Origin of the sequence: Streptomyces sp. cg40, from assembly GCF_050320165.1 — a bacterium.
Classification (GTDB): Bacteria; Actinomycetota; Actinomycetes; order Streptomycetales; family Streptomycetaceae; genus Streptomyces; species Streptomyces hokutonensis.
In genome coordinates, this window is the sequence record NZ_CP190128.1 from 4,437,670 (window position 1) to 4,463,515 (window position 25,846).

Consider the following 25,846-nt stretch of genomic DNA (forward strand, 5'->3'; position numbering starts at 1 on the left):
ATTGGCTTCGGAGGAGTGTGGGGCGGCTCACCCCACTCGTCAATACGTCACCTTCCGGCCACGCGGGTCACCCCTGCGCCGCGGGCGCCGCCGTACTGCTGCGGACCACCAGGCTCGTCGCCAGCTCCACCCGCCGCGCCGCCGAGGACTCCGGTTCGCGCGCGAGGTCGAGCACCAGCTTCGCCGCCGCCTCGGCCATCTCGGTGAGGGGCTGTCGTACGGTCGTCAGCGGCGGGCCGACCCAGCGGGCGACCGGGAGGTCGTCGAAGCCGACCACGCTCAGGTCCTCCGGGATGCGCAGGCCGAGTTCGCGCGCGGCCTCGTACAGGCCGAGGGCCTGGAGGTCGTTGCCGGCGAAGACGGCGGTGGGCCGGTCCGGGCGGCGCAGCAGTTCCAGCCCCAGCCGGTAGCCGGCCTCGTGGTGGAAGTCGCCGGTGGTGATCAGCGAGCCGTCGACCGGCAGCCCGGCCGTCTCCAGCGCGGCCCGGTAGCCGTCGACGCGGGCGCGGCTGCACATCATGCGGGAGGGTCCGCTGATCGCGCCGATCCGGGTGTGGCCGAGTTCCACCAGGTGCCGGGTGGCGGCGAGCCCGCCCTGCCAGTTGGTCGCGCCGATCGACGGGACGTCCGCGCCCGGGTCGCCGGCCGGGTCCATCACCACGAACGGGATGGAACGGCTGGTCAGCAGCGCCCGCTGGGACTCGTCGAGCCCGGACAGGACGAGGACCACGCCGTGCGGGCGGCGGGCGGCGACCTGGTCGGCCCAGGTCCGGCCGGGCGTCAGCCGCCCCGCGCTCTCGCTCAGCACCACGCTCAGCCCGGCGTCCCGCGCCACGTTCTCCACCCCCCGGATGACCTCCAGCGCCCAAGCACTCTCCAGCTCGTGGAAGACCAGGTCGATCAGCGGGGAGCGGGTCGCCTCGGCGCGGCGGCGCCGGTAGCCGTAGACGCGGAGCAGGTCCTCGACGCGGGTGCGGGTCGCGGGGGCGACATCGGCACGGCCGTTGAGGACCTTCGAAACAGTCGGAGCCGAGACTCCGGCCTCGCGGGCGATCTCGGCGAGCGTCGCGGTCTGCGTTTCTACGGCCTTCGAGGGTTTCATGCCCGCGATCGTATCCCTGCGCGACCTCTTGACGAAGCTTCTGTCCCGCCATACGTTCCCGGAACATTCGTACAACCTACCGAAACATTCGCGAGAGGGCCGTCCTATGGAGTCCTACAGCAGGCGCTGGTTCCTCGGCGCCGGTGCCACCACCCTGCTCACCACCGGACTCACGGCCTGCGGCTCCAGTGACAGCACCGGCAGCAGCAGTACCGTCACCGCCTTCACCTACGGCGACGACGCGGCGAAGGTGCAGGTCAAGGCCGTCACCCGGTTCAACGCGTCGGCGGCGGCGAAGAAGGCCAAGGGCAGGATCAAGCTGGAGAAGGTGCCCGGCACCGACTACCCGGCCAAGCTGCGCACCGCGATGGGCTCGCCGAACGCGCCCGACGTCTTCTTCAACTGGGGCGGCGGCTCGATCAAGGCGTACCAGGAGGCGGGCCAGCTGGTCGACCTCACCGACACCATCAAGTCCGACCCGGTCCTCAGCGGCGGCTTCCTGCCCTCGGTGCTCGCGGCGGGCGCGCTGGGGGGCAAGAACTACGGCATACCGATGCGCGGCATGCAGCCGGTGATCCTCTTCTACAACAAGTCGGTCTTCGCCGCGCAGAAGCTCCAACCACCCACCACCTGGGCCGAGTTGCTCGACATCAACAAGAAGCTGAAGGCCGCGGACATCACGCCGTTCGCGCTCGGCGGCGCCGACATCTGGCCCGAGCTGATGTGGCTGGAGTACCTGGTCGACCGGATCGGCGGACCCGACGTCTTCGACCGCATCAAGAACGGCGACGCGTCCGGCTGGGGCGACCCCGCCGTCCTCAAGGCCGCCGAGACGGTGAAGCAGCTCATCGACGACGGCGCCTTCGGCAAGGGCTTCAGCTCCGTGTCGTACGTGAACGGGGGCGCGCCCGCGGTCTTCGCCAAGGGCAAGGCGGCGATGCATCTGATGGGTTCGTGGGAGTACTCGACGCAGCTCGGCAAGTTCCCCGACTTCGCCAAGACGAACCTGGGGTGGTCCGCGTTCCCGAAGTACGAGGGCGGGGCGGGCGACATCCGCAACGTCGTCGGCAACCCCACCAACTACTGGTCCGTGAACGCCCGTACGGGCAACAAGGACGCGGCGATCGCGTTCCTCCGCGACTGTGCGTCGGAGGCGTACGCGAAGGACCTCGTCGCCAACGGCGACATCCCGACCACCGCCAACGCGGAGAAGCTCCTCGACTCCTCCCCCAACCCCGAGTTCGCCAAGTTCCAGTACCAACTGGTGCAGCAGGCGCCCGCGTTCACGCTGAGCTGGGACCAGGCGGTGGATCCGGACGTGTCCACGCCGATGCTGACGGAGATCAACAAGCTGTTCGTGGGGAAGAGTTCTCCGGCGGAGTTCGTGTCCGCGCTCAAGGGGCTCAAGTGACAGCACGCTCCGCTGGTGGGCCGGTTCCTCGCCTGCGGGTCCGTCGTGGCTGGTCGCGCAGTTCCCCGCGCCCCTATCGGGGCGCCGCACCTCACGTCGGTTGGGCAGTGCCCGGAGTCCTCTTTTTTACCTTCTTCGCCGTCGCGCCCATGCTCCTCGCCGTCTACCTCTCCTTCACCACGTGGAACGGGCTCGGTGACCCCAAGCCCGTCGGGCTGGCCAACTGGCAGAAGCTGCTGCACGACGACCGGCTCACCCAATCCCTCACCGTCACCGTCCTGTTGACGGTGACGAGCTGGGCGTTCCAGACGGTCGTGTCGCTGCTGCTGGGTGTGTGGGCGGCGGGGCGGCAGCGCAACCGGGCGATCCTCTCGGCGATCTTCTTCGTCCCGTTCCTGCTGTCCTCGACAGCCATCGCGCTGCTCTTCTACGCGCTGCTCGACCCCAACTTCGGCGTCATCCACCAGGACACGCTCGGCTCGACGAGCGGCGCGTTCCTCGCGATCGTGTTCGTCGGGGGCTGGCAGTTCATCCCCTTCCACACGCTGATCTACCAGGGCGGGGCCCGGCAGATCCCCGAAGTCCTCTACCAGGCGGCGGCGATCGACGGCGCCGGGCGCTACCGCCAGTTCTACTCGATCACCCTGCCGCAGCTCCGCAACACGGCCACGACCTCCAGCGTGCTGATGATCGTCGGCTCGCTGACCTACTTCGAGACCGTCCTGATCCTCACCCAGGGCGGCCCCGGCACGGACACCGCGATCCTGCCGTACCTGATGTACGAGGCCGGCTTCAAGAGCTACGACTTCGGCTACGCGAGCGCGATCGCGACCTTCCTGGTCGTGGCCGCCACCGCGCTGTCCCTCGTCCTGGTCCGGCTCACCGGTTTCGGCGCCATGCGCAGTACCCGCGAAGGGATGTGACGGAGTGTCACACGACACCTTGCCGCGTCCGGCGAAGACGGAGGAGAGGCCCGTGGAGGAGCCGCGGCCCCGACGGCGCCGGCACTGGAGCAGGCGCGCCAACCCCCTAGCCGGTCTCGGTTCCCTCCTCTGGCTCGCGGTTGTCGTCGTCCCCATCTACGCGATGATCTCGGCCTCGCTCACCCGCCAGGACAAGGCCCTCGGCAACAACGCCCTGAAGCCGCCCACCGATCCGACCCTCGCCAACTACAACACCGTTCTCCACAACGGCTTCGGACACTTCCTCGCCAACACGGCACTGGTGGCGGCGGCGGTCGTGGGCATCGTGCTCGTGCTGTGCGTGCCGCTCGCCTACGTCGCCGTACGCACCCGCACCATCTGGTCGAGCGCGGCCTTCCGCCTCTTCCTGCTGGGAGTCGCCATCCCGGCCCAGGCAGTGGTGGTCCCCCTGTACCTGATGATCGCCAAACTCAACCTCTACGACAGCCTGTTGGCGGTCATCCTCCCCACCGCGGCCTTCGCGATGCCGGTCTCCGTGCTGGTGCTGACCGGTACCCTGCGGGACATCTCGGAGGACCTGTACGAGGCGATGGCACTGGACGGCGCCTCCGCGACCCGGATGCTGTTCCAGCTGGTCATCCCGCTGACCAAGGGCGGTATCAGCACCGTCGTCATCTACACGGCGCTCCAGGCCTGGAACGGCTTCCTCTTCCCGCTGATCTTCACCCAGTCCGACGGGCCCCGGGTCCTCACTCTCGGACTCTTCAACTACGTCAGCCAGTTCGGCGTGAACATCCCCGCGCTGCTCGCCTCGGTCGTCCTCTCCGGCATCCCGATCTTCGCCGTCTACCTGGTGGCCCGGCGCGCCCTGGTCGGCGGTCTGATGGGCGTGGGCGGCAAGTGAACCTCCCCAACTCACCCTTCCCGACAGGAGTTTCATGACCACCGCCCCCTGGCGCGACCCCGCCCTGCCGGCCGCCGCCCGCGTCGACGACCTGCTCGCCCGGATGACCCTGGAGGAGAAGACCGCCCAGCTGTACGGAGTTTGGGTGGGTGCCGACACGGACGGCGACGGAGTCGCCCCGCTGCAACGGGAGATGACCTCCGACTACGACTGGGACGAGCTGATCACCCACGGCCTGGGACAGCTCACCCGTTCCTTCGGTACGGCCCCGGTGGACCCGGAGTTGGGTGCGCAGGCACTGGCCCGCGCGCAGCGCCGGATCGCCGCGGCCGGCCGGTTCGGCATCCCGGCCGTCGCCCACGAGGAGTGCCTGGCCGGGTTCACCGCGTGGGGTGCGACGGCGTATCCGGTGCCGCTGGCCTGGGGCGCGAGCTTCGACCCGGCGCTGGTGGAGGAGATGGCCCGGCACATCGGCGCGGACCTGCGCGCGGCCGGCGTCCACCAGGGGCTCGCCCCGGTCCTGGACGTCGTACGCGATCCGCGGTGGGGGCGGGTGGAGGAGACGATCGGGGAGGACCCGTATCTGGTGGGGACCATCGGGGCCGCCTATGTGCGGGGGCTCGAATCGGCCGGGGTGGTCGCGACGCTGAAGCACTTCGCGGGGTACGCGTCCTCGGTGGGGGCGCGGAATCTGGCGCCGGTGCGGGCGGGGGTGCGGGAGTTCGCGGACGTGGTGCTGCCGCCGTTCGAGATGGCGCTGCGGGAGGGCGGCGCGCGATCGGTGATGGCGGCGTACAACGAGACGGACGGCGTACCGGCGTCCGCGGACCCCGCGCTGCTCACCCAACTCCTGCGGGAGGACTGGCAGTTCACCGGGACGGTGGTCGCCGACTACTTCGGCATCGGCTTCCTGGAGACGCTGCACCGGGTGGCGGGCAGCCCGGCCGAGGCGGCGCGGGTGGCGCTGGAGGCCGGGATCGACATCGAGTTGCCGACTCTGAAGTGCTACGGGAAACCGTTGGTGGCGGCGGTGCGGGCGGGGGACGTACCGGAGTCGCTGATCGAGCGGGCGGCGCGCCGAGTGCTGCTGCAGAAGTGCGAGTTGGGGCTGCTGGACGAGGACTGGGCGCCGGAGCCGACCGGCCGGATCGACCTCGACTCGGCGGCGAACCGGGCGCTGGCCCGCCAACTGGCCGAGAAATCGGTGGTGTTGCTGGACAACCCGGACGGTGTACTGCCCCTCCCGCCGGACGCCCGGATCGCGGTGGTGGGCCCCAGGGCGGCGGACGCGCTGGCGATGCTCGGCTGCTACTCCTTCCCGTCCCACGTGGGCGTCCACCACCCCGAGGTGCCGATGGGCATCGACATCCCCACCGTCCTCCAGTCGCTGCGGGCCGAACTCCCGGACGCCAAGGTGACGTTCGCGGAGGGATGCGACGTGTCCGGCCCGGACACGAACGGTTTCGAGGAGGCGGTCGCGCGGGCGTCCGAGGCGGATGTGTGCGTCGCGGTACTGGGCGACCGGGCCGGGCTGTTCGGGCGCGGTACGTCGGGCGAGGGCTGCGATGTGGCGGACCTCCGACTACCGGGTGTCCAGGCCGACTTGCTGGACGCGCTCGTCTCGACCGGCGTTCCGGTCGTCCTGGTCCTCCTCACCGGCCGCCCCTACGCGCTGGGCCGTTGGCACGGCCGCCTCGGCGCGGTGGTCCAGGCGTTCTTCCCGGGGGAGGAGGGCGGCCCGGCGGTGGCGGGAGTGCTGTCGGGCCGCGTCAACCCGTCCGGCCGCCTCCCGGTGAGCGTCCCGCACGCGCCGGGCGGCCAGCCGTGGACGTACCTCCAACCCCCGCTGGGCCTGGCCGACGAGGTCAGCAGCCTCGACCCGACCCCGCTGTACCCCTTCGGTCACGGCCGCTCGTACACGACGTTCACGTGGGAGCCCGCGGAATCAAGGGAGTTGGAGATCGACACGAACGGCTCCTACGACCTGACGGTGACCGTCCGCAACACCGGCGCCCGGCCGGGAGCGGAGATCGTCCAGCTCTACCTCCACGACCCGGTCGCCTCGGTGACCCGCCCGGACGTCCGCCTGATCGCCTACCAGCGACTGGAGTTGACCCCCGGCGAGGCGTCCCGCGTCACCTTCCACTTCCACCCGGACCTGTCGGCGTTCACCGACCGGTCGGGGCGGCGGGTGGTTGAACCGGGGGCGCTGGAACTACGGTTGGCCGCATCGAGCACGGACGTACGGCACACCGCCCGACTGAATCTCACGGGGCCGGTAAGGGTACTCGGCACCGACCGACGGCTGCTGTGCGAGACGGGGGTGTCGGGGGTGGCGTGACCTCCGGCCGGGGCGGGCACGGGGGTGGCCGATGGTCAGGTATGTGCATCACGAGTTGGGTTCCGGACTGGGCTGGCTGTCCGGCTATCTGGTCGGGGCAGGCGTCTCGGTGGCGGTGCACGGGGGCCTGCCGGTGAGTGTCGACACCGCGGCCGAGTCGGTCGCGATCACGATCGGGGTCTTCCTGGTCCTGGCCCTCTTACACGCCTCGGGGCTCAGATGGGTCAGCATGAATCGGCACTTCCGGGCAGCCGGCCCCTTACCGAGTGACGTTCAGATCCCACGCAGCACCCCGTGGAGCGGGCCCGTCATCATTGTGTTCCTGCCTCCGTGCGTGATGACGTACTTCTGGCTCGCCGACTCACTGTTCCTGCTGCTCCTGCCGGTGGACTCACTGGCCCTCGCGGCAGCGGCCTTCTGGTGGGAGCGCAGGCACAGCAGGCTGATATGGCAAGGGCCTTTCAAGAACAACAAGCACCAGCTGGCGTACTCGCCCCTCAGTCCTCCCCCACCGACTCGAACCGCCACCGATGCACCGCCCGCATGACCAACTCCCCCTCCGGCTCAGGGAGTTCGGGCAGCTCGGTGTCGTAGTCCGCGTCCCACCACGTGATGACGAGGACGCGGTCCTGGGGGGCGCGGAGGCACTCCCGGCGTAGGGGCTCGGCGGGAAGCCGTTGGGCCCGGGCCCAGGACAGGAGTTCCTCACCTCGGCCCTCGGCCGCCCTTGCCTCCCACATCAGGGCGACCGTCACGAGTACAGGTTCTCCTTGCCGACCTCGTGCACGTGGTCGTGCGAATGACCGGGGACGTGCGGGTCCGTCACCGGCAGCGACGAGTCCGCCGAGAGGTCCCAGTCCGAGGGGGCCCGGTTGCGGGCCACCATTTCCGCGCCCAGTGCGGCGACCATCGCACCGTTGTCCGTGCACAGCTTCGGGCGCGGGACGCGCAGGCGGATGCCGGCGGCCTCGCAGCGCTCTGCCGCCAGCGCCCGCAGCCGCGAGTTCGCGGCCACCCCGCCGCCGATCATCAGGTGGTCGACGCCCTCGTCCTTACAGGCCCGTACGGCCTTGCGGGTGAGGACGTCGACGACGGCCTCCTGGAAGGACGCCGAGACATCGCGCACCGGCACGTCCTCGCCGGCCGCCCGCTTCGCCTCGATCCAGCGGGCCACGGACGTCTTCAGCCCGGAGAAGGAGAAGTCGTACGCCGGGTCGCGCGGCCCGGTCAGTCCGCGCGGGAACGTGATCGCCGTGGGGTCGCCCTCCTTCGCGTACCGGTCGATGACCGGGCCGCCCGGGAAGCCGAGGTTCAGGACACGCGCGATCTTGTCGAAGGCCTCGCCCGCCGCGTCGTCGATCGTCGCGCCGAGCGGTCGTACGTCCGAGGTGATGTCCGAGGAGAGGAGGAGGGAGGAGTGGCCGCCGGACACCAGCAGGGCCATCGTCGGTTCCGGGAGGGCGCCGTGTTCGAGCTGGTCGACGCAGATGTGGGAGGCGAGGTGGTTCACGCCGTACAGGGGCTTGCCCAGCGCGTAGGCGTACGCCTTCGCCGCCGACACTCCCACCAGCAGCGCGCCCGCGAGGCCGGGGCCCGCCGTGACCGCGATGCCGTCGAGGTCGCTCGCGCTGACGCCCGCGTCCTTCAGGGCGCGCTGGATCGTCGGGACCATCGCCTCCAGGTGGGCGCGGGAGGCGACCTCCGGTACGACCCCGCCGAAGCGGGCGTGTTCGTCGACGCTGGACGCGACCGCGTCGGCGAGCAGGGTGTGGCCGCGGACGATGCCGACGCCGGTCTCGTCGCAGGAGGTCTCGATGCCGAGGACGAGGGGTTCGTCAGTCATTGAACTCGGTTCCTTGTACGGAAGTCGACCCCGCGGCGGAGCCGGTGTCGGGGTCTGTGGTCAGGCGCATCACCAGGGCGTCGACGTTGCCCGGCTGGTAGTAGCCGCGCCGGAAGCCGATGGGCGCGAAGCCGAAGCGCTCGTAGAGCTTCTGCGCGCGGACGTTGTCGACGCGGCATTCGAGCATGACCTCGGCGCACTCGAACTCGCTCGCCGCGCCGAGGAGTTCGGTGAGGAGGGTGGCGCCGAGGCCGGTGCCCCAGTGGTCGCGGGCGACGGCGATGGTCTGGATGTCCGCTTGGTCGCCGGTGGTGGCGAGGCCCGCGTAGCCGATGACCCGGACACCGCCCTCGTACTGGTCGCCGGTCACCTCGGCCACCAGGTACCGGCGGGTCGCCTCTGCGCCCCGCGCGTGGGCCAGTTCGGACCAGAACATGCCCCGGGACCAGGCGTCCTCGGGGAAGAGGTCCTTCTCCAGTTCGAGCACGGGGTCGATGTCCCACCAGCGCATCTCGCGCAGCCGAGGACTCGTGGATTCGGTCACTTGGGGGTGACCACCTTGTAGTTCTTGGGGACCTGGGCGTCGGGGCGGCGCAGGTAGAGCGGCCGGGGCGCGGGGAGTTCGACGCCCGCCGCCAGCCGCTCGGCGGCCAGCGAGGCGAGTGCGGCGGCGGACACGTGCTCGGGCTCGTGGGCGGACGGGAAGGTGTCCGGGTAGAGCAGGGCGCCCGCGCCGACGGCGGGCAGTCCAGCGACCTGGTCGGCGATGTCGGCGGGCCGGTCCACGGCCGGGTCGGTCACCCTCGTACGCGAGTCGGCGTAGCGGGCCCAGTAGACCTCCTTGCGGCGCGCGTCGGTGGCCACGACGAAGGGGCCGTCGAGATCGGCGGCGTGGGCGAGGCCGTCCAGCGTGCACACACCGTGCACGGGCACGCCGAGCGCGAGCCCGAACGTGTCGGCGGTCATCAGCCCGACGCGCAGCCCGGTGTAGGGGCCGGGGCCGATGCCCACGACGATTCCCGTGACGGCGTCGAGCCTGAGCCCCGCGTCGGCGAGCACGCGGTCGACGGCCGGGAGCAGCAGCTCACCGTGGCGGCGCGCGTCCACCTGACTCGACGAGGCGACGACGGCCTCGCCGTCGTGCAGGGCGACGGTGACTGCGGGGGTGGCGGTATCCAGAGCGAGCAAGAGCACGCAAACAGCCTACGGCTCCGGCGCCGTGAGCACGGCCGCCCCGGTGGGCCCGGTTCCGGCTGCTACCGTCACCTACGGTCACCAGACTTACAGGACATTCAAGACGCGGAGGTGGGCGCCGATGACCGGCAGCAGCTCGGGAATCGTGGCCGGGCTCACCGTGGCGGCGCTCGCCACGGTCGGTTTCCTCGCCTATCAGGCCTCGGCGAGCGTCCCGGCCGGGCTGGGCAGTACAGCCCGTGCGAGCGCCCCGCCGGCGGTGACCACCTCGAAGGCGCCCCGCGACAAGAAGAACCCCGCCGCCCTGCCCGCGGGCTCCGGCAAGGGCGAGCGGGTCGTGTACTCGCTGGACGACGACCGGGTGTGGCTGGTCGCCGAGAGCAACAAGGTCAACCGCACGTTCAAGGTCACCCCCGGGACGGTGGATCCGACCCTGGGCTCCTACTGGGTCACGTCCCGCTCGAACGCGGTTACCGGCACCGACGGCACCCCCATCCAGCACGTCGTCCGCTTCGCCAGCACGGACGGGCTCGCGATCGGCTTCAGCGCGGCGGTCGACGGCGCGACCCAGCAGCCCGACTCCACGGTGAAGACCGGCGGCATCCGCGAGTCGGTCGAGGACAGCACGGCGATGTGGGAGTTCGCGACGATCGGGCAGTCGGTGGTGGTGATCCGCTAAGCGGCCTTGCGCTGTGTCACCGGCGCCTCCACCGGCTCCGGCGCACGCGGTGGGGTCGAGACCGCCTTCGCCGCCTCACCCGCCGCCAGCAACTCCCGCATGGACACTCCGGCGAACACACGCGGCTGCGGGCGGTCCTGGTTCTCTGAAGCCGACGAAGCCGACATGGACGCCTCCTGGGACCTGGGGGCGGACGTAGTTAGGTAGACCTAACTACTAACTGGATACCATGTGACCACGCGCGAGACCCGAAACGCAACATCTTGCCGACACCTTGTCGGAACCTGCCCACCCGGGCATCAGGGAGTCACGCGCCGAGCACGCCCAGTTCGACCGCGGCCCACCGCTCGCCGAGCCCGGTGACGGTGACGTGCCGTACCTCGTCGGTCGTGTCTCCGACGGCCCGGTGGATGACGACGGACAGCCGGTCGTCCGTCAGCTCCTCGACCTTGCCCTCGCCCCACTCCACGACGATCACGGACTCGGGCAGCGAGACGTCGAGGTCGAGGTCCTCCATGTCGTCGAGCCCGCCGCTCAGGCGGTACGCGTCGACGTGGACGAGCGGCGGCCCCTCCCCCAGCGGGGGATGCACGCGCGCGATGACGAACGTCGGCGAGGTGACCGCGCCGCGCACGCCGAGCCCCTCCCCCAGGCCCCGGGTCAGCGTCGTCTTGCCGGCGCCGAGCTCACCCGTGAGCATCACGAGGTCGCCCGCGCGCAGCAGCTTGGCCAGGCGGCGCCCCAACTCCCCCATCTGCTCGGGGGAGTTGACGGTGATCGAGACGGACAGGGGCTCAGCCGCGTTGTGCGGTGCTGCTGGTGCTTCCATAGCCACTTACGGTAGCCCCTGCGGGCACGGCACCCGCGCGGGTGAGCAGGTCGGCGAGGCGGTCGGTGACGACCTCCGGGTGCTCCAGCATGACCAGGTGCCCGGCGTCCGGCACGAGCACCAGCTCGGCGTCCGGCAGCTGGTCGGCGATGGCCTCGCTGTGCTCACTGGGCGTGACGAGATCGCCGATCCCGGCCAGGACGAGCACCGGCATGTCCTTGAAGTGGCTGAGGGCCGCGGTCTTGTCGTGGTCGGTGAAGGCCGGGTAGAACTCGGCGACCACGTCGATGGGCGTGCCCTCGATCATCCGCTCGGCGAACCTCGCGACCGCCGGGTCGACGTCCCGGGACGCGAACGAGTACCGCTTGATGATCCCGGCGAACAGATCGGCGGTGGCCCGCCGCCCCCGCTCCACCAGCGCGGCCTGCTGCCCGAGCGCCTTCAGTACGCCGGGCAGCACCCGCCGTACCGCGTTGACGCCGGCGACGGGCAGCCCGAAGTTGACCTCGCCGAGCCGCCCGGCGGACGTGCCGACGAAGGCGGTGGCGACGACCCGGTCGCGGATCAGGTCCGGGTACTGGTCGGCCAGTGCCATCACCGTCATGCCGCCCATGGAGTGCCCGACGAGGACGATCGGCCCCTCGGGCACGGCCGCGTCGAGCACGGCCCTCAGGTCGCGGCCCAACTGGTCGATGGTGAGCGGCATGTCGTCTTCCAGCTGCGCGACCCCGCGCGCGGAACGGCCGTGGCTGCGCTGGTCCCAGTGCACCGTCCGGACGACCCCGCGCAGGGCCGCCCGCTGGAAGTGCCAGGAGTCCTGGTTGAGGCAGTAGCCGTGGCTGAAGACGACGGTGACCGGGGCGGGTGCCTTGCGTCCGAAGAGCCGGCGCCGCTTGGGCGTGACGGCGACCTCGGGCTCGATGTCGTCGACCTCGTAGTACAGCTCGGTGCCGTCGTCCGCGTGGGCCGTGCCGGGGATGCCGCGCAGCGAGCCGTACGGTCCCGTGGAGTCGAGTGCGAGCCGCGCCCGCTCGCGCATGCTGCGCCCGACCGTCATCCGCTCTATGGCGACACCGGCCGCGGCTCCGGCGGCGATCACTCCTATCGCGGCGCCCGCGATGCCGGTCACCTTGCGCCAGTTGCCGGCCACCCCCGTGGCGGCGGAGGCGAGCTCGGCGACCGCCTCCGCACTGCTCTCGCTCACGTGCCGCTCCTCTTCCCGTCCCGGCCCTGCGCCGCGTCGTCCACCTCATACCCGGGGTGGACCTCATCCACGAGGACGTCTTCGTCGCCGAGGACGCCTTCATTGACGTAGACGCGGGGAACGCGCGTTCCGATGCGGGTGACGATCTCGTAGGCGATGGTTCCGGCGGCCTGTGCCCAGTCCTCGGCGGTGGGCTCGCCGCGGTCGCCGGGGCCGAAGAGGACGGCCTCCGCCCCGGGCTCCGGCTCGTCCCCTCCGAGGTCCACGACGAACTGGTCCATGGCGACCCGGCCCGCGACCGTGCGCCACTTGCCGCCGACCAGCACCGGGCCGGTGCCGGAGGCGTGCCGGGGGATGCCGTCCGCGTAGCCGACGGGGATGAGGCCGAGGGTGGTCGTGCCCGGAGTGATGTAGTGGTGGCCGTAGCTGACGCCGTGCCCGCCCGGTACCTGCTTCACCAGGGCGACGGACGCCTTGAGGGTCATCACCGGACGCAGTCCGAAGTCGGCCGAGGAGCCCTGCTCGGGGATGGGCGAGACGCCGTAGATGGCGATGCCGGTGCGGACGAGGTCGAAGTGGGAGTCGGGGCGGGTGAGGGTGGCGGGCGAGTTGGCGATGTGGCGGACCTCGGGCCGTACGCCCTGGTTCTCCGCGTGGGCGACCATCTCGCGGAAGAGGGCGAGTTGGGCGTCCACGGAGGGGTGTCCGGGTTCGTCGGCGCAGGCGAAGTGCGACCAGAGGCCGGTGATGCGGAGCAGTCCCTCGGCCTCCGCGCGGAGTGCCTCGCCGACGAGTTCGGTCCAGTCGGCGCCGGGCTGGCAGCCGTTGCGCCCGAGGCCGGTGTCGGCCTTGAGCTGCACGCGCGCGGGGCGACCGGTTTCGCGGGCGGCCGCGACGACCTCCCGCAGGGCCCACATGTCGCTGAGCGACATGTCGAGGTCGGCCTCGATGGCTTCGCGCCACGGTCCGCCGGGTGTCCAGAGCCAGCACATGATCCGCACCCCGGCCGGCAGTCCGGCGCGGGCGCGCAGGTCGAGGGCCTCCTCGGGGGTGGCCGTACCGAGCCAGGTCGCGCCCGCCTCGACGGCCGCGCGGGCGCAGGGCACGGCGCCGTGGCCGTACGCCTCGGACTTGACGACGGCCATGACGGCGGCGCCCGGCGCGAGGGCGCGCAGGGTCCGCACATTGGCCCGCAGGGCACCGAGGTCGATCTCGGCGCGGGCGCGCAGGGGCGCGGTCGGCGCAGGTGCTGTCTCGTTCATGACGCCCCCAGTCTCTCAGAGGGCACTGACATGCCCGCGGGCCCGCCTAGTTTCCGGGCCGGTGGCCCCAGACGTAGACGCGGTCGCCCTTCTTGAGCACACCCCACAGCCTGCGGGCGTCGGCCAGCCGGAGGTTGACGCAGCCCCAGGAGCCGGTGGTGGTGTAGATGCTGCCGTAGACGGCGTGGAAGGCGATGCCTCCGTCGAAGAACTGGGCATACGGCATGGGGCTGTTGTAGAGCGTCGACCAGTGGTTCTTGTGCTTCCAGTAGATCTTGTGCCAGCCGCCCCGGGTGACGTGCCCGGTGCGTCCGCTGCGCATCGGGACCGGTCCGAAGACGACCTTCTTGCCCTTCTGCACCCAGGTGAGCTGGCGGTCGAGATCGACACAGGCGACGCGGTAGGAGCGGACGGGGCACTTCCGGGCCGCGTTCGGGTTCTTCTTGGCGGCGAGGAGCTGCATGCGCGCCCAGGTCACGGGTCCGGCGAAGCCGATCGCGGGCTTGATGCCCTGCTTCTTCTGGAAGGCCTTGATCGCCTTGCAGTCGGCAGCCGACTGCCGGCCGTCCACCTCGAGCTTCAACCACCGCTCCACGCCCCGCTGGTAGGGCCCGGTCTGCTTGCTGCACGAGACCTTCGCCACGGCGTCCCCGATCGGCACGTACTCGACGAGCGCGTACGTCCCCGCCGCCGCGTCCCGCGGCTCGACCCGGTCCTCCTCTGCGGTCGGCGTGTACACCTTGGGTACGAGGGCCTGGTCGGGCGTGTCGATCTGCCAGGGCTGATACGGCCCCGGGGGCACGCCCGGCACGAGCTCGGTCTCGCCGGGCCCGGGTGCCGGTGCCGGCCCGTCGGCCCAGGCGGTCCCGATGCCGACGGGGAGGGCGATCACCGCGGTGAGCAGCACCGCGATGCCTCTGTGCGCGATTCGTGTACTGATCATGCGATCAGAGAAACGCGGCACCCCGGCGGGGAGCGGGTGCCGCGCGGAGGGGTCACCCTTATTGACGAGCGGGGGTGCCGCAGGTGCGGGAACGCGTCAGTCCCGCACGTCCCGCCACGCCGTCCGCACCGCCTCCGCCACGTCGTGCGCCCCGACCGGCGCCCCGTCCGCCGCCAGCCGCCCCGCCAGCCCGTGCAGATACGCCCCCACGCTGCCCGCGTCGAACGCCGGCAGCCCCGCCGCCAGCAACGAGCCCGCGAGCCCCGACAGCACGTCCCCGCTGCCCGCCGTGGCCAGCCAGCCGGTGCCCGTCGGATTGACCCGCACCGCACCGCCCCCGGAGTCGGCGACCAGCGTCGTCGAGCCCTTGAGGAGCACGGTCGCCCCGTACCGCCGCGCCAACTCCCGCACCGACGTGAGCCGGGCGGCCTCGACCTCCGCGCGCGGGACCCCCAGCAGCGCGGCGGCCTCCCCCGCGTGGGGGGTCATCAGCGTCGGCGCCGTACGCGCCCGTACGGCGTCCGGATCCGCCAGCCGCAGTCCGTCCGCGTCGATGAGCACCGGCACGTCGGCCGTCACCACCTCCGCCACGGTCGCCGCGTCGTCGCCCGCCCCCGGCCCCACGACCCACGCCTGCACGCGCCCCGCCTTGGCCGGCCCCCGGTCCGACACCAGGGCCTCCGGGAACCGCGCGATCACCGCGTCCGCGGCCGGACCGACGTACCGTACGGCCCCCGCCCCGCCCCGCAGCGCCCCGGCGACGGCGAGGACGGCCGCGCCCGGGTAGCGCCCGGAACCGGCGGCGATGCCCACGACTCCGCGCCGGTACTTGTCGCTCTCGGCGTCCGGCACGGGCAGCAGGGCGGCCACGTCCGCGTGCTGGAGGGCCTCCAGCTCGGGCTCGACCGGCAGTTCGGCACCGAGGCCGATGTCGACGAACCGTACGGAACCGGCGTACTCGCGCGCGGGGTCGATCAGCAGCCCCGGCTTGTGGGTGCCGAAGGTGACGGTGAGGTCGGCCCGGACCGCGGCGCCCCGCACCTCGCCCGTGTCCGCCTCGACACCGCTCGGGAGGTCCACGGCGACGACGACACCCCGGGAGTCCCCGGCGAGGGCCGCGAGCCGCGCGGCGTCCGGCCGCAGCCCGCCCCGGCCACCGATCCCGACGATCCCGTCGAGCACGAGATCGGCGCGCAGGACCGGTTCCTCAGCGGCGTCCGGCGACACGGTACGACCACCCGCGCGGAGCAGCGCCGTGAGCCCGCGCGCGTGGGTGCGGTCGGGCGCGAGCAGCACCGCCGTGACGGCCGCCCCGCGCCGGGCCAGCCGCGCCCCGGCGTAGAGCGCGTCGCCGCCGTTGTCCCCGCTGCCGACCAGCAGCGCGACCCGGCTGCCGTAGACCCGGCCCGTCAACTGGGCGCAGGCGACGGCCAGTCCGGCCGCCGCGCGCTGCATCAGCGCGCCCTCGGGAAGCCGTGCCATCAGCCGCCGTTCGGCCGCCCTTACCGTCTCCACGCTGTACGCAGTACGCATGCGGTCGAGTCTGCCCCGGGAGGGGCACGGAACGCACCCGGGCGGGCCGGGCTCCCCGTCACCCCTCCGCGATCACCACCGCCGAGGCCACCCCCGCGTCGTGGCTCAACGACACGTGCCAGGAGCGGACGCCCAGTTCGGCCGCCCGCGCGGCGACCGTGCCCGTCACCCGCAGCCGGGGCCGCCCGCTGTCCTCGACGTAGACCTCGGCGTCCGTCCAGAGCAGCCCGGCCGGCGCGCCCAGCGCCTTCGCCAGGGCCTCCTTGGCGGCGAAGCGGGCGGCGAGGGAGGCGGTCCCCCGGCGCTCCCCGCTCGGCAGAAGCAACTCGCTGTCCAGGAAGAGCCGTCGGGCCATCCCGGGCGTACGCGCCAGCGACGCCGCGAACCGGTCGATCTCGGCCACGTCGATACCAACCCCGATGATGCTCATGCCGAGCACCCTACGGTGGCGGAGGCCCTGCCCTTGTGGGCAGGTGGAGCGGTTGTCGGGCGCGGATTCGTTGCCCCGTAGTACCTCGTCGGGGCGTCCGGCCGACGTGTAGACAACGAAGATCGCGACTCCAGGCCAGAGGTGAGGACGTGCACGCCCGAGACGAAGCCCGCGCGCGGGAAGACGCCGTAGCCCGGCGCGCCCCGTTGAGCGGACCCGCAGCAGACACCGCCGCCCGGCCCGCGCACGAGTTGCTGTCGCTCCAGTCGAGCGCGGGCAACGCGAACGTCGTACGGATGCTCGGCGGGCAGGGGGCGCCGGTGGTCCAGCGGAGCAAGCTGTCCAGCGGGAACATCGCGTTCACCAACGTGTCCCTCAAGTTCCCGGAATCGCAGGGCAAGGCCACCCGGGTGCTGGAACTCCTGTCCGCCAACACGGCGATCAGGTCCTTCCTCGACGGCCGGACCTGCCGGATCACGCTGGAGAAGCGGACGTCGCAGGCCCCGGCGGACGTCGTCGACAAGGGGGCCGACGGCGTCTTCGTGACGATGGCCGCGTACTACCTGGAGAACTACGACATCGGCTACATCGTGGGCATGCTCTGCCACGAGTTCGGCATCCATCCGATGGCGGCCGCCGCCCCCACCATGCGCGACGAGGAGGAGGCCTTCCGGGGCGTGCCCTTCCCGGTGCCCGGTCTTGAGGACAGGCAGCATCCCGACGGGTTCGCGTCGATGAACACCGACGCCGCCAAGCAGGCCGACCATGTGCTCGGCGTCATCCCCAGGAGCCCGCGGTACACGATCTACCGCGACCTCACCCTGGAGATGGCGGACCTGCTGCTGCGGGACGCCCGCAACGAGGAGCCGGGCGCCCGGGAACAGGACGTCACCGACCTCATCGACTGCTTCCTCATGGACGTGGCCTCGATCGCCGCGACGAACGACAACCGCCTGCGCGGAATGCCGGTCCTGGGCAACAGTGAGGGACCGGCGATCCGCCAGGACATCGCGGCCGTGTACAACGCCTACAAGTCCCGCCTCTCCGACGACCTCTCGGAGGAACGGCAGCCCATCAAGCCCCTGTTCCCCCCGGAGAAGACCCCGGAGGCCGTCAAGGCCGACTTCAACACCCTTCTGGGGCGCATCACCAAGGGCGCGTTCCGCGCGTGGAGCATCGACAACAGCGACTAGCCGAGCGACCGGGCGGGCGACCGGACGGGCGACCGGACGGGTCAGGCGGCGTCGAGGGCCGCGGTGATCTTGCGGATCATCTCGTTCATGGCGGGCCCGGGTCCGCCCTTGAGGCCCCGAACGGCCTCTTCCACGGCGACGAGCACGGTGGCGCGGAAGTTGTCGGCCTCGGCCGGGTTCTGCTGCCGGAGCAGCGCCATGGTCGCCTTCAGGGCCGGCAGCACCCGGTCGGCGAGTTCGGCCGCGGACCTGCCGTCCAGGCCCTCGATCTTCGACTTCTCGGCGAGGACGTGGCCGACCTGACCGGTCGCGGAGGACAGCGCGATGCTGCCCCGGGTGGCGATCCGGTGCGGGGAGCCGGTGGCACCGGCGGCGACCAGCAGCGAGACGGCGCCGTACGCGGCGGTCCGCAGGGTGACCTTGTCCTGGTCGGTGAGGGTGAGTTCGATGGCCATGGTGGTGTGCTCCTCGGAGTCGCCGGAATCGGTGGATTCGGTGGATTCGCTGGATTCGGTGGGCCTTCCTTGTGGAGCAGAGCCTGCGCCCGGCCGGTTTCACCACGGACTCAGCACGCTTTCAACCCCGGTGTCGGGTGTCTGTCTGGGCTGTCGGTTTCCGTCCCCGTCCCCGTCGCCGTCGCCACCATCGCGCCGCCAGATCTCACCGACAGCATGCTCCTGGACATCGCCCCGGGCGTGCAGATGTCCCTGGGCGCCGTCGCCGTGGACAGCCGTAGCGACGTCCCGTACGCGACCGTCCAACTGCCCGACGGGGCGCAGCGCGAACTGAAGCTCGACGTCCTACGGCCGGCCGACGAGGAACGGCTTCCGCCGGTCGTCCACGACGGAGCGGTGAGTCCCGCGGTCGTCAGACGGTCCGTGTCCCCCGCCGCCACACCCCGCTGACCAGCGGCACGCCCGGCCGGTAGGCCAGATGCACATGGCTGGGCGCGTCCAGCAGGATCAGGTCGGCGCGGGCGCCCGGAGCGATCCGGCCCACGTCGTCCCGGCGCAGGGCAGCCGCGCCACCCGCCGTGGCCGACCACACCGCCTCGTCCGGAGTCATCCCCATGTCCCGCACCGCCAGGGCGATGCAGAACGGCACGGAGGAGGTGAACGACGAGCCCGGGTTGCAGTCGGTGGACAGCGCGACGGTGACCCCGGCGTCCAGGAGCCGGCGCGCGTCCGGCCACTGGGCCCGCGTCGAGAACTCGGCGCCGGGCAGCAGGGTCGCGACGGTACGGCCGCTCGCCAGCGCGTCCACGTCCGCGTCGGTCAGGTGCGTGCAGTGGTCCGCGCTCGCCGCGTCCAGTTCGACGGCGAGCTGGACGCCGGGGCCGTAGGAGAGCTGGTTGGCGTGGATGCGGGGGTGCAGGCCCTTCGCCTTCCCGGCGCTCAGGATCGCGCGCGCCTGGTCGCCGTCGAAGGCACCCTTCTCGCAGAAGACGTCGATCCAACGGGCGTACGGGGCACAGGCGTCGAGCATCTCGCCGGTGACGAGTGACACGTACGCGGCCGGGTCGTCCGCGTAGTCCGGGGAGACGATGTGCGCGCCGAGGTACGTCACCTCGTCGGTGTGCGCGGCGGCGATGCGCAGGGCGCGGGCCTCGTCGGCGACCGTCAGGCCGTAGCCGGACTTCGTCTCGAAGGTGGTGGTGCCCTGGCGGAGGGCCTCGTCGAGGTAGTGGGTGAGGTTCGACTCCAGTTCCGCGTCGCTCGCGGCGCGCGTCGCCGCGACGGTCGTACGGATGCCGCCCGCGCTGTACGCCCGCCCGGACATCCGTGCGTTGAACTCCTGCGTGCGGTCGCCCGCGAAGACGAGGTGCGAGTGGGAGTCCACGAAGCCCGGCAGGACCGCCCTCCCACCGGCGTCGACCCGATTGTCAGTGGCGGGTGCTTTGCTTGTTTCACCGGTCCACGCGACGCGGTCGCCGTCGATGACGACGGCCGCGTCCTGGATCAGACCGAGGGGAGATCCGTCACCGAGGGAGGGGTCGTTGGTGACCAGCGTGGCGATGTTGGTGATGACGGTGCTGCTGCTCATCGTGTCCTCGTGGGTGCGGAGTTCGGCGTTCGTGTCTATGCGCGCAGGGCTTCGACGGCCTGCGCGAGGGCCTGCGGCACATCCGGTACGAGCGCGTGCGCTCCGTCGCGTACGACGTGTCGGCCGCCCACGACGGTGTGCCGTACGTCCGCTGCCGTCGCCGCGAATACGGCCGTCTCGGCGCCGAGCCTGGGCACCGGCCCCGCTGTCCTGACCGAGTCGAGCGCGATGGTGGTGAAGTCGGCGAGGGCGCCTGCCGTGAGGCTGCCCGCCTCGTCCCAGCCGAGGGCCGCGTGGCCGTCGGCGGAGGCCGCGCGGAGCAGGGCCGCGGCCGTCCAGTGACCCCGGGTGCGGGTGCGCAGGCGCTCGTTCAGCTCCATCGCTCGGGCCTCTTCGAGCAGGTCGATGACGGCATGGCTGTCGGAGCCGAGGGAGAGCGGTGAGCCGGCGCGCTGGAGGGCCACGGCGGGACCGATGCCGTCGGCGAGGTCGCGTTCGGTCGTCGGGCACATGCACGTACCCGTGCCGGTCGAGCCGAGCAGCGCGATGTCCTCGTCCGTGAGGTGCGTGTTGTGGACGCCCGTGGTGCGCGGGCCCAACACGCCGTGATCGGCGAGGAGTCGGGTCGGCGTGCAGTCGTGGGCGGCGCGGCAGGCGTCGTTCTCGGCGGTCTGCTCGGAGAGATGCACATGGAGTGGGGCCCGCCGCTCCTCGGCCCAGCGGGCCACGGTCGCCAACTCCCGCGCGGGCACGGCCCGTACGGAGTGGATGGCGGCACCGATCCGCGCGTGATCCCGTTCCTTGAGAAGTGAACAGCGTTCCGCCCAGGCGTCCGCGCTTCCGTCGGAGAAGCGGAGCTGGTGGTGGTTGGGGGGCTGTCCGAAGCCGGAGGAGAAGTAGGCGGTGTCGAGGAGGGTGATGCGGATACCGGCTTCGGAGGCGGCGGCGACGAGCGCCTCGCCCATGGCGTTGGGGTCGGCGTACGGGGTGCCGCCGTGGGCGTGGTGCACGTAGTGGAACTCGCCGACCGCCGTGATCCCGGCCAGCGCCATCTCGGCGTACACCGCGCGGGCCAGGTCGTGGTACGTGTCCGGGGTCAGCTGGTCGGCGAAGGAGTACATGAGCTCCCGCCAGGTCCAGAAGGTGCCGGAGCCGACCTGGACGGTGGCGCGCAGGGCGCGGTGGAAGGCGTGGCTGTGGGCGTTGGCGAGCCCGGGGAGGGTGAGTCCGCGCAGGATCTCGGCGCCGGGTGGTGGACCCTCGACGCCCGTGCGGACGGCCGCGATCCGTCCACCGCTCACCTCCAGGGCGACGCCCGGCTCGACGTTGGTGTCGAGCCAGGCGTGTTCCAGCCAGTACGTCCGCGTGGTGGGGTGCGTGGTGGGGTGCGTCACCTGCAGGCCAGCCCTTCCAGTACGTCGGCGAGTGCGGTCACCCCGGCCACGCAGTCGTCCTCGGCCGCGAACTCGGCCGGGGAGTGCGAGACGCCTGTGGGGTTGCGCACGAACAGCATGGCGGTCGGGATGCTCCCGGAGAGGATTCCGGCGTCGTGTCCGGCGCCGGTGCCCAGGACGGGGACCCTGAGGTCGGTGTCCTTGCCCAGCACGCGGGCGAGTTGGTCGCGCAGGGCGTGGTCGAACTCGACGACCGGGGTGAAGGACTCCCGGACGACGTCGAGGTCGACGCCGTGCGCCTCCGCGTACTCGCGGGCCGCCTTCTCGACGCCGGTGACCACCGTGTCCAGGGTGTCCTGGTCGGCGGCGCGGGAGTCGAGCCAGCCGCGCACCAGGGAGGGGATCGCGTTGACGCCGTTCGGCTCGACGGCGATCTTCCCGAACGTGGCGACGGCACCGGCGAGTTGGGCCTCGCGGCGCGCGGCGAGCACGGTCTCGGCGTACGACAGCATGGGGTCCCGCCGGTCCACCAGCCTGGTGGTACCGGCGTGGTTGGCCTCACCCCGGAAGTCGAACCGCCACCGCCCGTGGGGCCAGATGGCGCTGGCGATGCCGACCCGGTCGCCGGACAGGTCCAGCGCGCGGCCCTGTTCGACGTGGAGTTCGACGAACGCGCCGATGCGGGCGAGCCGTTCGGGGTCGGGACCGATGGCGTCGGCGTCGTAGCCGGCCGCCGCCATGGCCTGCGGCAGCGTGACCCCGTCCCCGTCGGTCAGCCGGTGCGCCTGCTCGACGGTCAGCGCGCCGGAGGTGAGGCGCGACCCGACACAGGCGAGCCGGAAGCGGGCACCTTCCTCGTCCCCGAAGTTGACGATGGCGAGCGGCTTCGTGAACTCCGCTCCCCTGCCCCGCAGTTCGTCGAGCGCGGCGAAGGACGACACGACACCGAGCGGCCCGTCGAAGGCCCCGCCGTCCGGCACCGAGTCGAGATGCGACCCGGTGACGACGGCGTCCCCGGCGGCGGGGTCACCGAGCCAGGCCCACTGGTTGCCGTTGCGGTCGAGCTCGTAGGTGAGCCCCCGGGCCAGGGCCTGGTCCTTGAACCAGGCCCTGCATTCGGCGTCGGCACCGGTCCACGCGAACCGGCGATAGCCGCCGGAGTCGGGGTGACGGCCGATGGGGAGCAGGTCGCGCCACATCGAGTGGAAGGAATCACCGGTCGGCACAGCCAACGCCCGACCCCCTGTCCCCACCGAAGAGTCCCCGCCCCGCTCATCTCCCGGAAGGGTCACGCGTCGTCACCCTCGCGCATCGGCACCCGCACACCCCGCTCGTCGGCGACCCGCTCCGCGATGTCGTAGCCGGCGTCGACGTGCCGGATGACGCCCATGCCCGGGTCGTTCGTCAGTACCCGGCGGATCTTCTCGCCGGCGAGCTTCGTGCCGTCGGCGACCGAGACCTGGCCCGCGTGGATGGAGCGGCCCATGCCGACGCCGCCGCCGTGGTGGATGGAGACCCAGGACGCACCGGACGCGACGTTCACCATCGCGTTCAACAGCGGCCAGTCGGCGATCGCGTCGGAGCCGTCGAGCATGGCCTCGGTCTCACGGTACGGGGACGCGACGGAGCCGCAGTCGAGGTGGTCGCGGCCGATGGCCAGCGGGGCGGCCAACTCGCCGGACGCCACCATGTCGTTGAAGCGCTCGCCGGCCTTGTCGCGCTCGCCGTAGCCGAGCCAGCAGATGCGGGCGGGCAGGCCCTGGAAGTGGACGCGCTCACCGGCCAGCTTGATCCAGCGGTGGAGGGACTCGTTCTCGGGGAAGAGGTCGAGGATCGCCTTGTCCGTCTTGTGGATGTCGGAGGCCTCGCCGGACAGCGCGGCCCAGCGGAAGGGGCCCTTGCCCTCGGAGAAGAGGGGGCGGATGTAGGCGGGGACGAAGCCGGGGAAGGCGAACGCCCGCTCGTACCCGGCGAGTTGGGCCTCGCCGCGGATCGAGTTGCCGTAGTCGAAGACCTCGGCGCCGGCGTCCATGAAGCCGACCATCGCCTCGACGTGCTTGGCCATGGACTCACGGGCACGGGTGGTGAAGCCGGCCGGGTCCTTCGCGGCGGCGTCGGCCATGTCCTCGAAGGCGATGCCGACCGGGAGGTACGCCAGCGGGTCGTGGGCCGAGGTCTGGTCCGTCACGATGTCGATGGGGGCGCCCTCGGCGAGCATCTGCGGCAGCAGCTCCGCCGCGTTGCCGAGGAGGCCGATGGAGAGCGGGCGGCGGGCGTCACGGGCCTCGACGGCGAGCTGGAGGGCGTGCGCGAGGGAGTCCGCGCGGACGTCGAGGTACCGGTGCTCGATGCGGCGCTCGATGGCGCGCGGGTCGACGTCGATGCAGATCGCGACGCCGTCGTTCATCGTCACGGCGAGGGGCTGGGCGCCGCCCATGCCACCGAGGCCGGCCGTCAGCGTGATCGTCCCGGCGAGGGTGCCGTTGAACTTCTTCGCGGCGACGGCGGCGAAGGTCTCGTAGGTGCCCTGGAGGATGCCCTGGGTGCCGATGTAGATCCAGGAACCGGCGGTCATCTGCCCGTACATGGTCAGGCCGAGGGCCTCCAGGCGGCGGAACTCCTCCCAGTTGGCCCAGTCGCCGACCAGGTTGGAGTTGGCGATGAGGACGCGCGGCGCCCACTCGTGGGTCTGCATGACGCCGACCGGGCGGCCGGACTGGACGAGCATCGTCTCGTCCTGCTTGAGGGTGCGCAGCGTGCGGACCATGGCGTCGAAGGAGCGCCAGTCGCGGGCGGCCTTGCCGGTGCCGCCGTAGACGACGAGCTTGTCGGGGTGTTCGGCGACCTCGGGGTCCAGGTTGTTCTGCAGCATCCGCAGGGCGGCTTCCTGCTGCCATCCCAGGGCGCTCAGTTCCGTACCGCGCGGTGCTCGTACGGGGCGGGGTCCTGACATGGTCTGCCTCCTAGCGGACTGCGTTCAGCGGATTTTTAACTGTAGCTATTCACATCCTGTCTTCGTGAATAGAACTAGTCAATACATCGGGGCGTCTCTGTGGACAGGCTCTGCGTGTTTGGCTGGATGTAACGACCACGGGCAACGACACGACGGGGGACGCAGTGAACGACGTAGACCAGGGTCACACGGACGGCACTCGACGCACCGCCCGCCGGGACGACGCCGTGCGGGCGGCCGTGGAACAGGGCCTGCTGGGGCCGGACTCCCCCATCGTCGCGCTGCTCGACGTGACCGGGATCCGGGAGTCGGCGGCGGCGCTGCGGGCGGCGTTCGACGAGGTGACGGCGCCGGGGACGCCCGTGCTGCACGCGTTCGCCGTCAAGGCGAGCCCCCTCGTGCCGGTGCTGCGGCTGCTGCACGAGGAGGGCATCGGGGCGGAAGTGGCGAGCCCCGGCGAGCTGGCCCTCGCGCGGGCGGCGGGCGTGCGGCCGGAGCGGACCGTGCTCGACGCGCCCGCGAAGACGCCGGCGGAGCTGCGGGAGGCGCTGGCGCTGGGGATCGCGGTGAACGTCGACAATCCGCAGGAGTTGGAGCGGGTGGATGGGTTGATGCGGTCGGCGAGCAGTCGTTCGCCGCTCGGGATCCGGGTCAATCCGCAGATCGGCGGCGGGTCGATCGCAGCGCTGTCCACGGCGACGGCGACCTCGAAGTTCGGGGTGGCGCTGCGGGACGAGGGGGCGCGCGAGTGGGTGGTGCGGGCGTTCGCCGAGCGGCCGTGGCTGAGCCGGCTGCACGCGCACACCGGGTCGCAGGGCATCCCGCTGGAGCTGCTGGCGCGGGGCGTCGCGGAGACGTACGCGCTGGCGGAGGAGATCAACGCGCGGCTCGGGCGGCGGCAGATCGACACGCTCGACATCGGCGGCGGGCTGGGGGTCAACTTCGACTCGGACGCCACGAGTCCGACGTACGCGCGGTACGCGCGGCTGCTGCGGGAGACGGTGCCGGGGCTGTTCGACGGGCGGTACGGGCTGGTGACCGAGTTCGGGCGGTCGATGCTGGCCAAGCAGGGGACGGTGGTGGCCCGGGTCGAGTACGCCAAGAGCGCCGGCGGGCGGCCGATCGCGGTCACGCACGCGGGGGTGCAGGTGGCGACGCGGACGGTGTACGCGCCGCAGTCCTGGCCGCTGCGGATCGCCGCCTACGACGCGAAGGGGCGGCCCAAGTCGGGGCCCGCGGTGGTGCAGGACGTCGCCGGTCCGGCCTGCTTCGCGGGTGATCTGCTGGCCGAGGGGCAGGCGCTGCCGCTGCTGGAACAGGGTGACCACGCGGCGGCGCTGGACACCGGGGCGTACTACTTCGCGGCCCACTACGCCTACAACTCCCTTGCCAGGCCGGGTATTTACGGCTTCGTACCGGACGGTTCGGGGGGTGTGGCGTTCGCGACGGTGCGGAGGCCGCAGACGACGGCGGAGATCGTGGCCGAATCCGGAGGGGCGCACGCCGCCGCGCTCACCACCCTGCGCGAATCCGGGCGCCGTTGACGCACGCCGGTGGGCGCACGGTTCAACTGGCTCACGCAACTGGTGAGAAAACGGGGTCAGTTGACCCACCTTAGTCACTCCAGGCATGTCCCACTGGAAAATGCCAGATCCCTCACCCCTC

26 protein-coding genes are annotated in these 25,846 nt (G+C 71.8%); 9 read left to right on the forward strand and 17 right to left on the reverse strand.

Annotation, left to right across the window (positions count from 1 at the left end; genetic code table 11):
- Window positions 1-67: 67 nt before the first annotated feature.
- The gene (locus ACQHII_RS19505; protein ID WP_019066743.1) at window positions 68-1,102 is read right to left on the reverse strand and encodes a LacI family DNA-binding transcriptional regulator; all 1,035 of its coding nucleotides are present in this window, start codon (window positions 1,100-1,102) and stop codon (window positions 68-70) included.
- 106 nt (window positions 1,103-1,208) lie between these two features.
- Here ACQHII_RS19505 and ACQHII_RS19510 point away from each other — a divergent pair, with 106 nt between their 5' ends.
- Genes ACQHII_RS19510 through ACQHII_RS19530 form a run of 5 tightly spaced genes read left to right on the forward strand, consistent with a single transcriptional unit; the run spans window position 1,209 to window position 7,228 of the window.
- The gene (locus ACQHII_RS19510) at window positions 1,209-2,513 is read left to right on the forward strand and encodes an ABC transporter substrate-binding protein (protein WP_427920497.1); all 1,305 of its coding nucleotides are present in this window, start codon (window positions 1,209-1,211) and stop codon (window positions 2,511-2,513) included.
- Between the two features lie 32 nt (window positions 2,514-2,545).
- Window positions 2,546-3,436, forward strand: coding sequence for a carbohydrate ABC transporter permease (locus tag ACQHII_RS19515; RefSeq protein ID WP_427925360.1), 891 nt, complete (start codon window positions 2,546-2,548; stop codon window positions 3,434-3,436).
- A gap of 4 nt (window positions 3,437-3,440) precedes the next feature.
- Window positions 3,441-4,340: a carbohydrate ABC transporter permease gene (locus ACQHII_RS19520; protein WP_427920498.1), complete on the forward strand. Its 900-nt coding sequence runs from the start codon at window positions 3,441-3,443 to the stop codon at window positions 4,338-4,340.
- A gap of 34 nt (window positions 4,341-4,374) precedes the next feature.
- Window positions 4,375-6,681, forward strand: a complete 2,307-nt coding sequence (locus ACQHII_RS19525) for a glycoside hydrolase family 3 N-terminal domain-containing protein (protein WP_427920499.1) — start codon at window positions 4,375-4,377, stop codon at window positions 6,679-6,681.
- A gap of 43 nt (window positions 6,682-6,724) precedes the next feature.
- Window positions 6,725-7,228 (forward strand): hypothetical protein, encoded by a 504-nt coding sequence (locus tag ACQHII_RS19530; RefSeq protein WP_427920500.1) that lies wholly within the window; start codon window positions 6,725-6,727, stop codon window positions 7,226-7,228.
- On the opposite strand, the gene ACQHII_RS19535 is transcribed toward ACQHII_RS19530, so the two are convergent.
- The 4 genes from ACQHII_RS19535 to tsaB are packed head-to-tail and all read right to left on the reverse strand — an operon-like array spanning window position 7,179 to window position 9,718.
- Window positions 7,179-7,436: a hypothetical protein gene (locus ACQHII_RS19535; RefSeq protein WP_427920501.1), complete on the reverse strand. Its 258-nt coding sequence runs from the start codon at window positions 7,434-7,436 to the stop codon at window positions 7,179-7,181. The genes ACQHII_RS19530 and ACQHII_RS19535 overlap by 50 nt on opposite strands.
- Window positions 7,433-8,524, reverse strand: coding sequence for a tRNA (adenosine(37)-N6)-threonylcarbamoyltransferase complex transferase subunit TsaD (tsaD, locus tag ACQHII_RS19540; protein ID WP_427920502.1), 1,092 nt, complete (start codon window positions 8,522-8,524; stop codon window positions 7,433-7,435). Before tsaD ends, ACQHII_RS19535 begins: the two co-directional genes overlap by 4 nt.
- Window positions 8,517-9,035: a ribosomal protein S18-alanine N-acetyltransferase gene (rimI, locus tag ACQHII_RS19545; RefSeq protein WP_427925361.1), complete on the reverse strand. Its 519-nt coding sequence runs from the start codon at window positions 9,033-9,035 to the stop codon at window positions 8,517-8,519. The genes tsaD and rimI overlap by 8 nt, the downstream gene beginning before the upstream one ends.
- Before the next feature lie 29 nt (window positions 9,036-9,064).
- Window positions 9,065-9,718 (reverse strand): tRNA (adenosine(37)-N6)-threonylcarbamoyltransferase complex dimerization subunit type 1 TsaB, encoded by a 654-nt coding sequence (gene tsaB, locus ACQHII_RS19550; RefSeq protein ID WP_427920503.1) that lies wholly within the window; start codon window positions 9,716-9,718, stop codon window positions 9,065-9,067.
- 121 nt (window positions 9,719-9,839) lie between these two features.
- Here tsaB and ACQHII_RS19555 point away from each other — a divergent pair, with 121 nt between their 5' ends.
- Window positions 9,840-10,397, forward strand: coding sequence for a hypothetical protein (locus ACQHII_RS19555; protein ID WP_427920504.1), 558 nt, complete (start codon window positions 9,840-9,842; stop codon window positions 10,395-10,397).
- On the opposite strand, the gene ACQHII_RS19560 is transcribed toward ACQHII_RS19555, so the two are convergent.
- The 7 genes from ACQHII_RS19560 to ACQHII_RS19590 form a co-directional block, all read right to left on the reverse strand.
- Entirely contained in the window at window positions 10,394-10,564 is a 171-nt protein-coding gene (locus ACQHII_RS19560) for a hypothetical protein (protein ID WP_427920505.1), read from the reverse strand. The two genes, ACQHII_RS19555 and ACQHII_RS19560, sit on opposite strands and share 4 nt — an antisense overlap.
- A 140-nt stretch (window positions 10,565-10,704) precedes the next feature.
- The gene (gene tsaE, locus ACQHII_RS19565; RefSeq protein ID WP_427920506.1) at window positions 10,705-11,226 is read right to left on the reverse strand and encodes a tRNA (adenosine(37)-N6)-threonylcarbamoyltransferase complex ATPase subunit type 1 TsaE; all 522 of its coding nucleotides are present in this window, start codon (window positions 11,224-11,226) and stop codon (window positions 10,705-10,707) included.
- Window positions 11,192-12,430: an alpha/beta fold hydrolase gene (locus ACQHII_RS19570; protein WP_427920507.1), complete on the reverse strand. Its 1,239-nt coding sequence runs from the start codon at window positions 12,428-12,430 to the stop codon at window positions 11,192-11,194. The genes tsaE and ACQHII_RS19570 overlap by 35 nt, the downstream gene beginning before the upstream one ends.
- A complete protein-coding gene (alr, locus tag ACQHII_RS19575; protein ID WP_427920508.1) occupies window positions 12,427-13,692 on the reverse strand; it encodes an alanine racemase in 1,266 nt (421 codons plus the stop codon). Before alr ends, ACQHII_RS19570 begins: the two co-directional genes overlap by 4 nt.
- 46 nt (window positions 13,693-13,738) lie before the next feature.
- A complete protein-coding gene (locus ACQHII_RS19580) occupies window positions 13,739-14,635 on the reverse strand; it encodes a L,D-transpeptidase family protein (RefSeq protein ID WP_427920509.1) in 897 nt (298 codons plus the stop codon).
- Between the two features lie 96 nt (window positions 14,636-14,731).
- Window positions 14,732-16,168, reverse strand: a complete 1,437-nt coding sequence (locus ACQHII_RS19585) for an NAD(P)H-hydrate dehydratase (RefSeq protein WP_427920510.1) — start codon at window positions 16,166-16,168, stop codon at window positions 14,732-14,734.
- Window positions 16,169-16,226: 58 nt separating this feature from the next.
- A complete protein-coding gene (locus ACQHII_RS19590; protein ID WP_427920511.1) occupies window positions 16,227-16,598 on the reverse strand; it encodes a holo-ACP synthase in 372 nt (123 codons plus the stop codon).
- A gap of 149 nt (window positions 16,599-16,747) precedes the next feature.
- Here ACQHII_RS19590 and ACQHII_RS19595 point away from each other — a divergent pair, with 149 nt between their 5' ends.
- Complete coding sequence (locus tag ACQHII_RS19595) at window positions 16,748-17,791, forward strand: hypothetical protein (RefSeq protein WP_427920512.1); 1,044 nt, start codon at window positions 16,748-16,750, stop codon at window positions 17,789-17,791.
- Between the two features lie 41 nt (window positions 17,792-17,832).
- Here the strand turns inward: ACQHII_RS19595 and ACQHII_RS19600 are convergent, their stop codons facing one another.
- The gene (locus tag ACQHII_RS19600) at window positions 17,833-18,246 is read right to left on the reverse strand and encodes a hypothetical protein (protein WP_427920513.1); all 414 of its coding nucleotides are present in this window, start codon (window positions 18,244-18,246) and stop codon (window positions 17,833-17,835) included.
- Window positions 18,247-18,462: 216 nt separating this feature from the next.
- On the opposite strand from ACQHII_RS19600, the gene ACQHII_RS19605 reads away from it, so the two are divergent.
- Window positions 18,463-18,696, forward strand: coding sequence for a hypothetical protein (locus ACQHII_RS19605; protein WP_427920514.1), 234 nt, complete (start codon window positions 18,463-18,465; stop codon window positions 18,694-18,696).
- On the opposite strand, the gene hutI is transcribed toward ACQHII_RS19605, so the two are convergent.
- Genes hutI through hutU form a run of 4 tightly spaced genes read right to left on the reverse strand, consistent with a single transcriptional unit; the run spans window position 18,659 to window position 24,181 of the window.
- Window positions 18,659-19,834 (reverse strand): imidazolonepropionase, encoded by a 1,176-nt coding sequence (hutI, locus tag ACQHII_RS19610; RefSeq protein WP_427920515.1) that lies wholly within the window; start codon window positions 19,832-19,834, stop codon window positions 18,659-18,661. The two genes, ACQHII_RS19605 and hutI, sit on opposite strands and share 38 nt — an antisense overlap.
- 35 nt (window positions 19,835-19,869) lie before the next feature.
- The gene (locus ACQHII_RS19615; RefSeq protein ID WP_427920516.1) at window positions 19,870-21,228 is read right to left on the reverse strand and encodes a formimidoylglutamate deiminase; all 1,359 of its coding nucleotides are present in this window, start codon (window positions 21,226-21,228) and stop codon (window positions 19,870-19,872) included.
- The gene (locus ACQHII_RS19620) at window positions 21,225-22,460 is read right to left on the reverse strand and encodes an allantoate amidohydrolase (RefSeq protein WP_427920517.1); all 1,236 of its coding nucleotides are present in this window, start codon (window positions 22,458-22,460) and stop codon (window positions 21,225-21,227) included. The genes ACQHII_RS19615 and ACQHII_RS19620 overlap by 4 nt, the downstream gene beginning before the upstream one ends.
- Before the next feature lie 56 nt (window positions 22,461-22,516).
- Complete coding sequence (gene hutU / locus ACQHII_RS19625; protein ID WP_427920518.1) at window positions 22,517-24,181, reverse strand: urocanate hydratase; 1,665 nt, start codon at window positions 24,179-24,181, stop codon at window positions 22,517-22,519.
- Between the two features lie 164 nt (window positions 24,182-24,345).
- On the opposite strand from hutU, the gene ACQHII_RS19630 reads away from it, so the two are divergent.
- Complete coding sequence (locus ACQHII_RS19630; RefSeq protein ID WP_427920519.1) at window positions 24,346-25,725, forward strand: diaminopimelate decarboxylase; 1,380 nt, start codon at window positions 24,346-24,348, stop codon at window positions 25,723-25,725.
- The last annotated feature ends 121 nt before the right edge of the window (window positions 25,726-25,846 follow it).

Coding starts and splice junctions, on each gene's coding strand:
- ACQHII_RS19505 (WP_019066743.1), bottom strand. CDS start 1,102: ATGAAACCCTCGAAGGCCGTAGAAACGCAGACCGCGACGCTCGCCGAG.
- ACQHII_RS19510 (WP_427920497.1), top strand. CDS start 1,209: ATGGAGTCCTACAGCAGGCGCTGGTTCCTCGGCGCCGGTGCCACCACC.
- ACQHII_RS19525 (WP_427920499.1), top strand. CDS start 4,375: ATGACCACCGCCCCCTGGCGCGACCCCGCCCTGCCGGCCGCCGCCCGC.
- tsaD (WP_427920502.1), bottom strand. CDS start 8,524: ATGACTGACGAACCCCTCGTCCTCGGCATCGAGACCTCCTGCGACGAG.
- rimI (WP_427925361.1), bottom strand. CDS start 9,035: ATGCGCTGGTGGGACATCGACCCCGTGCTCGAACTGGAGAAGGACCTC.
- ACQHII_RS19555 (WP_427920504.1), top strand. CDS start 9,840: ATGACCGGCAGCAGCTCGGGAATCGTGGCCGGGCTCACCGTGGCGGCG.
- ACQHII_RS19560 (WP_427920505.1), bottom strand. CDS start 10,564: ATGTCGGCTTCGTCGGCTTCAGAGAACCAGGACCGCCCGCAGCCGCGT.
- tsaE (WP_427920506.1), bottom strand. CDS start 11,226: ATGGAAGCACCAGCAGCACCGCACAACGCGGCTGAGCCCCTGTCCGTC.
- alr (WP_427920508.1), bottom strand. CDS start 13,692: ATGAACGAGACAGCACCTGCGCCGACCGCGCCCCTGCGCGCCCGCGCC.
- ACQHII_RS19580 (WP_427920509.1), bottom strand. CDS start 14,635: ATGATCAGTACACGAATCGCGCACAGAGGCATCGCGGTGCTGCTCACC.
- ACQHII_RS19585 (WP_427920510.1), bottom strand. CDS start 16,168: ATGCGTACTGCGTACAGCGTGGAGACGGTAAGGGCGGCCGAACGGCGG.
- ACQHII_RS19590 (WP_427920511.1), bottom strand. CDS start 16,598: ATGAGCATCATCGGGGTTGGTATCGACGTGGCCGAGATCGACCGGTTC.
- ACQHII_RS19600 (WP_427920513.1), bottom strand. CDS start 18,246: ATGGCCATCGAACTCACCCTCACCGACCAGGACAAGGTCACCCTGCGG.
- ACQHII_RS19605 (WP_427920514.1), top strand. CDS start 18,463: ATGCTCCTGGACATCGCCCCGGGCGTGCAGATGTCCCTGGGCGCCGTC.
- hutI (WP_427920515.1), bottom strand. CDS start 19,834: ATGAGCAGCAGCACCGTCATCACCAACATCGCCACGCTGGTCACCAAC.
- hutU (WP_427920518.1), bottom strand. CDS start 24,181: ATGTCAGGACCCCGCCCCGTACGAGCACCGCGCGGTACGGAACTGAGC.